Below are 4,487 nucleotides of genomic sequence, written 5' to 3'. Positions count from 1 at the left end.
TCTTTGCGTTCAGCATATCTTCGATTGTGCGCCGTTCACGCAAATCCAGCTCCGTATGGGCCATCTTCCATTCTCCTTGCTTTCCAGCAAGATAGGGAATTTGTCGCAACCCAGTTTAGAATGTGCCGGGGTAGATCCACTTCAGCGCATAATTGTCGAGCTTCCGGGCCAAGGTCTCGCGCCCGGCCAGCTTGAGTTTGCGCAGCACCACGTTGAAGACGATGATCGCACCGGTGGCGAGGAACATCCATTGCAGGATGAAATCGAGAAAAGTCAGGTATCCCAGCTTGGGCAGGTCCGCCGAAATCGCCCAGTTGAAGGCCACAAAGACCAGCAGGTTCGCCCCCGAAATCTCGATCCGCTTCCGGTACTCGTCGAGGAAAAAGACCGACCAGCTTACCGTGATCAGGACGAGCATGGGGAGAAACACCCGGATCAGGTAATAGGTGATGTGCCTTTTGCCCTCGAAAACCAGCGTGATCTGGTCGCTCTCATGGCCTGAAATCCCTTCGGCATTGGTCTGGACCAGGTGTGCGTTTCCAAGAATCCACTCTTCCTCGCCCAGCATGCCCCCCAGCCCGGAATATTCGTTCAGCGGATAGTAGTTCACGTATGCCGAAGGCAGTACTGAGGCGACTTCGAACTGGAACCGCTGGGTGTCGAAAGGATATTTCCTGAAATTGAAATGCGGGGCCTGAAGCGTCAGCGAGGATTTTTCGACATAGACCACACTGCCGTCTGAGCGCACGCCGGCCGCGGACTGGTGAATCCAGCGGTTGGATTGCTGGTTCATGATGACGAACACCGGGACGACCGCGCCGGCAGACTTGGCAAAGTCCGCCAGCGCATCGGGTTGGAAGATGCGGACATCGCGCCCGAATTCCTCGGCATCGAAAGCCAGCGCCGGGTCCGTCCACTCGGCCCGGATGACCGCGACGGCGCTATAGTTCTCGGCTTTCTGATCGACGTTGACAATCTGGTCGATCTTGATGCCGATGCCCACTTCCAGCGGGGTATCCAGCTGTCCGGTCAAACCTTCCAGACCGCCCGAAAGCTCCGCCCGGGCCCAGGTCGGCCAGGCAAGGCAGGCCAAACCCAGCAGGATCAGACCCCAAAAGCGGCCGAGAGGCCGAAAGATACCTGAAAACACCATACTCAAACTGCCGATTCACAAGGTGAAGCCGCGAAGCCCGGCCGGCAGGGGCTTCGCGGCAATGCTGTCACTCTGCCCAGCTTAGCGCGCTCAGGTCGATGGCGGCAGTGGGCGCGTTTGCCCACAGCCCCTGCAGCCCGGCCTTGGCCACCCCCAGCTTGGCCAGCTGGAACAGGTAGCCGTTCACGTAATCCGCCGCGATCATTTCCTGCGCCGCCTGCAGGAGTGCGGTGCGGGCCTCCGGGCCGGTGGTGGCGTTCAGCTTGGCCATCAGTTCCTGAAAGGCTTTGCTGTCATACTGGAAGTAATACTCAGGCCGGGCATAGATGCCGATATCCATCGGCTCGGTATGGCTGACGATGGTCAGGCCAAAGCTCTTGCCGCGGAACACGCTTTCCAGCCACTGGGCCCATTCCACGTTGATGATCTCGGCCTTGATCCCCACCGCGGCCAGCTGTGCCGCAACGATCTCGCCGCCGCGCCGGGCATAGGAGGGCGGCGGCAGGTGCAGGGTGGTCTCGAACCCGTCCGGGAAGCCTGCTTCCGCCAGCAGCGCCTTGGCCTGCTCCGGATCATGGGCGGAATTGCCGGTCAGGTCCTTGTAGGCCGGGTTGTGCGGCGCAAAATGGGTGCCGATCGGGGTGCCGTAGCCGAACATGGCGCCGTCGATGATCGCCTGCCGGTCGATGGCATGGGCCACGGCCTGCCGCACCCGGATGTCGTCGAACGGCGGCTGCTTGTTGTTGGTGGACAGGATCGTCTCGCCCTCGGTCGATCCCACCAGCACCTGGAACCGCGGGTCAGCCTCGAACTGCGGCAGGTTTTCCGGCGCCGGGAAGTTGTCGAAGGCGTCGATATCCTCTGCCATCATTGCGGCGAACGCAGCGGTCGGGTCGGAGATGAACTTGAAGGTGGCCGAAGCCAGGGGCGGCTGATCGCCCCAGTAATCCGGGTTGCGCGCCAGCGTGATGCGGTCGCCCTGCACCCACTCCTGGAAGGTATAGGCGCCGGTGCCGACCGGTTTGGTCTTGATGTTATCGATGCTCTCCGGCGCCACGATCACCGCATCGCCCCAGGCCAGGTTGAACAGCAGGCTGCCGTTCGGCGCCTCCAGCGTGATCTGCACGGTCTGCGGGTCCACCGCATCCACGGCGGTGATCCCCTCGAACAGCGCTTTCTGCGCATTGGTGCTGTCCTCGGCGCGGGCGCGGTCGAGCGAGAATTTCACATCCTCCGCATCCATCGCGCTGCCGTCGTGGAAGGTGACGCCCTCACGCAGCTTGAAGGTATAGACCGTGCCGTCTTCGGAGATTTCCCAGCTTTCCGCCAGCCCCGGCACCACCGACCCGTCGCCCATGAAGCGCGTGAGCCCCTCGAAGACATTGCTGTAAACCACCGAGTCGATGGCCTGCGCCGCGGCACTGGTCGGGTCCAGATGCGGCGGTTCCAGCTGCAGTCCGATAGTGACGCTGTCCTTGGCCCAGGCGCCGCCCGCCACCAGTGCCAGCGCGGAACTGGCGGCAAAGACAAAGGATCTGAAACCCATCTGAAATCTCCCTGTGTGCAATATGCGGGCCTGAAAACGGCGCCTATTGGAAACGAGTTTCCCTGTTTCCCGTGCGTAATCAAGGCCGGGCGGCATTTCGCGCACTGGAAGCACGCGGCGTTAATTGGTAATCCGTGTCCACTCTAAGAACCGCGGACAGGACAGCCATGAGCGCGACAGCCAAGAAACAGGCGCCCAACGCCGAAGACATCCGGGCCCGCAAGGGCGGCACCCCTTTGGTGAGCCTGACGGCCTATACCACGCCGATGGCCCGGCTGATGGACAAGCACTGCGACTTTGTGCTGGTCGGCGACAGCGTCGGCATGGTGCTGCACGGGCTGACCTCCACCCTGGGCGTGACGATGGAGATGATGATCCTGCATGGCCAGGCGGTGGCGCGCGGCCTGGACAAGGCGATGCTGGTCATCGACATGCCGTTCGGATCTTACGAGGAAGGCCCGCAGCAGGCGTTCCGCAACGCGGCTAGGCTGATGGCCGAAACCGGCTGCGCCGCGGTCAAGCTGGAAGGCGGCGTCGAGATGGCCGAAACCATCCGCTTCCTGGTCAAGCGCGGCATCCCGGTGATGGCGCATATCGGGCTGACGCCGCAGTCGATCAACACCCTGGGCGGCTACAAGGTGCAGGGCCGCGATGCGCAGGCAGAGGCGGTGCTCGCGGACGCCCGCGCGGTGGCCGGGGCCGGCGCGTTCTCGGTGGTGCTGGAGAAGGTGCCGCAGAAACTGGCCGACAAGATCACCGCCGAGGTTGCTATTCCCACCATCGGTATCGGCGCCAGCGCCGGCTGCGACGGGCAGATCCTGGTGGTGGATGACATGCTGGGCTTCTTCACCGCCTTCAAACCGAAGTTCGTGAAGCGTTACGCCGATCTTGGCCCGCTGGCTGAAGCCGGCATCGCCGAATACGCCGCCGAAGTGCGGGCGCGCAGCTTCCCTGCGGCAGAGCATGTCTTTGCCGATCAGGCCCCTTCCAAAGGATGACTTCCGACATGACCGCTCCGATCCTGCGACGTCTGTTTGATTTGCGCGCCCAGACGACAGACTGGCGCCGTAAGGGCGAAACCATCGGTCTGGTGCCGACCATGGGCGCGCTGCATGCGGGCCATCTGTCGCTGGTGGAGGCCGCCAAGGCCGCCTGCGACCGCGTGATCGTGACCATTTTCGTGAACCCCAAGCAGTTCAACAACCCGGAGGATCTGGCGAACTACCCGCGCACCGAGAATGAGGATGCGGAAAAGCTCGCCCCCTACGGCGTTGACCTGATCTATGTCCCGGACCCGGACCAGATCTATCCTGATGGCTATGCCACCAATGTCTCCGTCGGCGGCAGCATTACGGACGTGATGGAAGGCCCCTTCCGCCCCGGCCACTTCGATGGCGTCGCAACGGTGGTCGCCAAGCTGTTCCTGCAAACCAGCGCGGACAAGGCGTTTTTCGGCCAGAAGGATTACCAGCAGCTGATGGTGGTAACCCGCATGGCCCGCGATCTGGACATCCCGATCGAGGTGATCGGCTGCGAGACCGTGCGCGAGCCGTCCGGCCTTGCCATGTCTTCCCGCAACCTGCGCCTGTCGGAAGAGGCGCTGGCCAAGGCCGCGGCCCTCAACGCCGCAATGCGCGAGGCCGCCGCCAAGGCTTCGGCGGGCGAACCCTGGGCGCCGCTGGAGGCCGCCGCGCGCCAGGCGCTTGCTGCGGCGGGGTTCGGCGACGTGGAATATTTCGACCTGCGCTGCGCCGAAACGCTGGAAGCGCTGGACACCCCCTCCAGTCC

General features: G+C 63.2%; 4 protein-coding genes. 2 read left to right on the top strand and 2 right to left on the bottom strand.

All coding sequences use genetic code 11. The features are described from left to right. Window positions 1-115: 115 nt before the first annotated feature. Window positions 116-1,153 (bottom strand): hypothetical protein, encoded by a 1,038-nt coding sequence (locus AB1A62_RS21980; RefSeq protein WP_366663584.1) that lies wholly within the window; start codon window positions 1,151-1,153, stop codon window positions 116-118. 67 nt (window positions 1,154-1,220) lie between these two features. After that, window positions 1,221-2,699, bottom strand: coding sequence for an ABC transporter substrate-binding protein (locus AB1A62_RS21975; RefSeq protein WP_366663583.1), 1,479 nt, complete (start codon window positions 2,697-2,699; stop codon window positions 1,221-1,223). A gap of 167 nt (window positions 2,700-2,866) precedes the next feature. Between AB1A62_RS21975 and panB the strand changes: the two genes are divergently transcribed. Further along, window positions 2,867-3,697, top strand: a complete 831-nt coding sequence (gene panB / locus AB1A62_RS21970) for a 3-methyl-2-oxobutanoate hydroxymethyltransferase (RefSeq protein WP_366663582.1) — start codon at window positions 2,867-2,869, stop codon at window positions 3,695-3,697. Window positions 3,698-3,705: 8 nt separating this feature from the next. Then, a partial coding sequence (gene panC, locus AB1A62_RS21965; RefSeq protein WP_366663581.1) for a pantoate--beta-alanine ligase occupies window positions 3,706-4,487 on the top strand: 782 nt, incomplete at its 3' end.

The organism is Leisingera sp. JC11, assembly GCF_040704725.1.
Classification (GTDB): domain Bacteria; phylum Pseudomonadota; class Alphaproteobacteria; order Rhodobacterales; family Rhodobacteraceae; genus Leisingera.
Note: the sequence above shows the minus strand (reverse complement) of the source record. Positions and strands in the feature narration are given on the sequence as shown.

Excerpts from the sequence above, each read along its gene's own strand:
- AB1A62_RS21975 (WP_366663583.1), bottom strand. The coding sequence starts at position 2,699 with ATGGGTTTCAGATCCTTTGTCTTTGCCGCCAGTTCCGCGCTGGCACTG.
- panB (WP_366663582.1), top strand. The coding sequence starts at position 2,867 with ATGAGCGCGACAGCCAAGAAACAGGCGCCCAACGCCGAAGACATCCGG.
- AB1A62_RS21980 (WP_366663584.1), bottom strand. The coding sequence starts at position 1,153 with ATGGTGTTTTCAGGTATCTTTCGGCCTCTCGGCCGCTTTTGGGGTCTG.